At 69.9% G+C, this 4337-nt stretch carries 3 protein-coding genes and 1 pseudogene; 2 read left to right on the top strand and 2 right to left on the bottom strand.

What is annotated here, in order from left to right; genetic code table 11:
- Positions 1-253: 253 nt before the first annotated feature.
- Positions 254-1216 carry a pirin family protein gene (locus AC13HU_RS33135; RefSeq protein WP_483045686.1) on the bottom strand — a complete coding sequence of 321 codons (963 nt, stop codon included), beginning with the start codon at positions 1214-1216 and terminating at the stop codon, positions 254-256.
- Between the two features lie 187 nt (positions 1217-1403).
- Positions 1404-1922: an SseB family protein gene (locus AC13HU_RS33130; protein WP_483045685.1), complete on the bottom strand. Its 519-nt coding sequence runs from the start codon at positions 1920-1922 to the stop codon at positions 1404-1406.
- Between the two features lie 153 nt (positions 1923-2075).
- On the opposite strand from AC13HU_RS33130, the gene AC13HU_RS33125 reads away from it, so the two are divergent.
- Together AC13HU_RS33125 and AC13HU_RS33120 are read left to right on the top strand one after the other, a co-directional pair.
- The gene (locus AC13HU_RS33125) at positions 2076-3902 is read left to right on the top strand and encodes an acyl-CoA dehydrogenase (protein ID WP_483045684.1); all 1827 of its coding nucleotides are present in this window, start codon (positions 2076-2078) and stop codon (positions 3900-3902) included.
- Positions 3903-4062: 160 nt separating this feature from the next.
- Positions 4063-4337: pseudogene (locus AC13HU_RS33120) on the top strand (M18 family aminopeptidase); the annotation flags it as partial.

Raw genomic sequence — 4337 nt, 5'->3', positions numbered from 1 at the left:
AGGCAGGACGCGACCAGCACATCACCGAGCGATGACCATCGACCCGAGCAGAAGGGAGGACCCCCACGCGGCCGAAGGACCGGGCGGCGCGCTGGATCGGGGCGCCGCCCGCGCCCCGGGCCGGAGCACGGACCGCAACCCTAGGAACCGTTGCACCCGGCCCCCTTTGCCCACCCGCTGGGGTCAACGGCCCAGGAACGGGAGGGCATTGGCGGCCGGGGAGAGACGGCGTCGGCGGCGCGAGGGGCCTACCTCACTGGCCCAGCGGGGAGTCCGCGGGGATCGTGCCGAGCCGGCCGGCCTGGAAGTCGTCGAATGCCTGGGCGAGTTCGGCATGGGAGTTCATGACGAACGGGCCGTACTGCATCATCGGCTCGCGGATGGGGAGCCCGCCGAGCAGGACCACCTCGAAGTTCGCGCTGCGGGAGTCCTGCTTCTCGTCGGCGCGCAGGGTGAGGGAATCGCCCTTGCCGAAGACGACCGCCTGGCCGAGGTGGAAGGGGCGGGCCTCGGGTCCCGCGAAGCCGTGGCCGGCGAGGCCGTACGCGAGCGCGTTGAAGTCCGCGCGCCACGGCAGCGTGACGGTCGCACCCGGGTTCACCGAGAGGTGGATCATCGTGATCGGGGTGTGGGTCGCGCCCGGGCCCTGGTGCCCGGCGAGGTCCCCGGCGATCAGCCGGATGAGGGCGCCGCCGTCCTCGGAGGTGAGCAGTTTCAGGCCGCCCGCGCGGATGTCCTGGTACTTCGGCGGCATCATCTTGTCCGCCTTCGGGAGGTTCACCCAGAGCTGGAGCCCGTGGAAGAGGCCGCCGCTCATCACCAGGGACTCGGGCGGCGTCTCGATGTGCAGCAGCCCGGACCCGGCGGTCATCCACTGGGTGTCGCCGTTGGTGATGGTGCCGCCGCCGCCGTGGCTGTCCTGGTGCACGAAGGTGCCGTCCATGATGTACGTCACCGTCTCGAAGCCCCGGTGCGGGTGCCACGGGGTGCCCTTCGGCTCGCCCGCCGCGTAGTCCACCTCACCCATCTGGTCCATCAGGATGAACGGGTCCAGGTGGCGGTAGTCGATCCCGGCGAAGGCGCGGCGGACCGGGAAGCCCTCGCCCTCCAACCCGCTCGGCGCGGTGCTCACCGCGAGCGCGGACCTCGGCGTGCTCCCCTGCGCCGGGCTCACCCGGGGCAGGCTCAACGGGTTCTCTACGGTCACTGCGGGCATGACGGCCTCCTAGCGAATGCTCGGTTTCCAAAGTAGTTGAACTCTTAACATCTCGCAAGGCGTGAGCATTCCCGTACGTTCAGGCGTCAGATTCCGGCAGGTCAGGCGGGTCCGCGCAGGTGGATCACGTCAGTCCGGCAGGCCCGTTCACGGAGACCCGGCGGGCCCGCTCACGTATACGGGACCGCTACCCGTACATCCGCCGCATCGTGAAGTCCACCATCTGCTCGACCGCCTTCGCGTCGAACACCATCCGGTGCTGCCCGTCGATGTCGAGCACGAAGCCGTACCCGGTCGGGAGCAGGTCCAGCACCTCGGCCCCGGTGATCACGAAGTACTTCGACTCCTTGCCCGCGTACCGCCGCAGCTCCTTGAGCGAGGTGAACATCGGGATGACCGGCTGCTGGGTGTCGTGCAGCGCCAGGAACCCGGGGTTCTCGCCGCGCGGGCAGTACACCTTGGACGTGGCGAAGATCGCCTGGAAGTCCTCGGCCATCATCGCCCCGGTGGTGAACGCACGAACCGCGTCGGCCAGCGACGGCGGCGACGGCTCCGGGTACGCGGGGGACGGTTCCGGGTAGCCGGGCCCGCCCATCGGACCGCCGCCCATCGGGGAGCCCATGGGCGCACCCATCGGCGGACCCATCGGGCCGGCACCCATCTGACCGCCCGGCCCGCCATTCCCGCTCTGCTCGTAGCCGTACACGCGCCCAAGCGTATCGACCCGGGAGGGTGGGCAGCGAGGAACGGGCAACGAGGAAGGCGTCACATCGGGCCGGAGGGGGTTGCGCCTTATTACCGACCGGTAGCATCATTTCGGGTGAAGCCTTCTTCTTGACTGCGATACGGAGCCTCCGTCATGGGCCACTACAAGTCGAACCTCCGCGACATCGAGTTCAACCTCTTCGAGGTCCTGGGCCGCGACCAGGTCTACGGCACCGGTCCGTTCGCGGAGATGGACGTGGACACCGCGAAGGACATCCTGGGCGAGCTCGCCCGCCTCGCGGAGCACGACCTGGCCGAGTCGTTCGCCGACGCCGACCGCAACCCGCCGGTCTTCGACCCCGAGACCAGCACCGCGCCGATCCCCGAGTCGTTCAAGAAGAGCTACACGGCCTTCATGGACGCGGAGTACTGGCGGCTCGGCCTGCCCGAGGAGATCGGCGGCACCACCGCCCCCCGCTCCCTGATCTGGGCCTACGCGGAACTGGTGCTCGGCGCCAACCCGGCCGTGTGGATGTACTCCTCCGGCCCCGCCTTCGCCCGCATCCTCTTCGAGGAGGGCACCGAGGAGCAGAAGAAGATCGCGTCCATCGCGGTCGAGAAGCGGTGGGGCTCCACGATGGTGCTCACCGAGCCCGACGCGGGCTCCGACGTGGGCGCCGGCCGCACCAAGGCCGTCCGGCAGGAGGACGGCAGCTGGCACATCGAGGGCGTCAAGCGCTTCATCACCTCGGGCGAGCACGACATGACCGACAACATCATCCACTACGTGCTGGCCCGCCCCGAGGGCGCCGGACCCGGCACCAAGGGCCTGTCGCTGTTCATGGTGCCGAAGTTCGAGTTCGACTTCGTCACCGGCGAGTTGGGCGAGCGCAACGGCGTGTACGCCACGAACGTCGAGCACAAGATGGGCCTGAAGGCGTCCAACACCTGCGAGATGACCTTCGGCGACAAGCACCCCGCCAAGGGCTGGCTGATCGGCGACCGGCACGACGGCATCCGCCAGATGTTCCGGATCATCGAGTTCGCCCGCATGATGGTCGGCACCAAGGCGATCGCCACCCTCTCCACCGGCTACCTCAACGCGCTGGAATACGCGAAGGAGCGGGTCCAGGGCCCGGACCTGGCCCAGTTCACCGACAAGGCCGCGCCCAAGGTCAGCATCACCCACCACCCCGACGTACGCCGCTCGTTGATGACGCAGAAGGCGTACGCGGAGGGCATGCGCGCCCTCGTCCTCTACACCGCGACCGTCCAGGACGCCATCCAGGCCGCCGAGGCCCGCGGCGAGGACGCCAAGCAGCTCCACGGGCTCAACGACCTGCTGCTGCCGATCGTGAAGGGCTACGGCTCCGAGCGGTCCTACGAGCAACTCGCCCAGTCCCTGCAGACCTTCGGCGGCTCCGGATACCTCCAGGAGTACCCGATCGAGCAGTACATCCGGGATGCCAAGATCGACACCCTCTACGAGGGCACCACCGCGATCCAGGGCCAGGACTTCTTCTTCCGGAAGATCGTCCGCGACCAGGGGCAGGCGCTGACCGCGCTCAGCGAGGAGATCAGGAAGTTCCTCGCCGAGGCACCGGGCGGGGCGGAACTGGCCCCGGCCCGCGACCAGCTCGCGAAGTCCGCCGCCGACCTGGAGTCGATCGTCGGCACCATGCTCACCGACCTCGCGGCCACCGAACAGGACGTGCGCTCCATCTACAAGGTGGGGCTGAACGCCACCCGGCTGCTGCTCGCCTCCGGCGACGTCGTCACCGGCTACCTGCTGCTGCGCGGCGCCGCGGTGGCCGCGGAGAAGCTGCCGACGGCGACGGCGAAGGACCAGGCGTTCTACGCGGGCAAGGTCGCGGCGGCGAAGTTCTTCGCGGCCACGATCCTGCCGGAGGTCGGCACCGCGCGGACGCTGGCCGAGGCGGTCACGCTCGACGTCATGGACCTGGCGGAAGAGGCGTTCTGACCGAGGCCCGGCAGATGTGCCGTCGCCCTTCCGGGGCGGCGGCACACCGTCGTACGGGCGCACACCGTCGTGCGGCGCCGAACCGCCAGGGGGACCGAACCGCCAGAGGCGAGCGAACCGCCGAGTAGGGCCGAAACCGAGCCGAAACTAAGCTGCTGCCATGACCTCTCAGCACCCTGCGTTCGACCGCGGGCACACCGACGACCTGGCCGCTTTCGTACGATCCGCGCCCTCTCCGTACCACGCGGCAGCCTCCGTGGCCGAGCGGCTGGACGCGGCCGGATTCCGCCGGGTCGAGGAGACCCAGCGATGGGAGGACGGCACCGGCGGCGGCAGCGGCGGGCGGTACGTGGTGCGCGGCGGCGCCGTCGTCGCCTGGTACGTGCCCGAGGGCGCCGCGCCGCACACCCCGTTCCGCGTGGTCGGCGCGCACAC

Source organism: Streptomyces sp. NH27 (assembly GCF_056859195.1).
The sequence above is the reverse complement of the archived record's forward strand: the minus strand, read 5'-3'. Positions and strand labels throughout refer to the sequence as shown.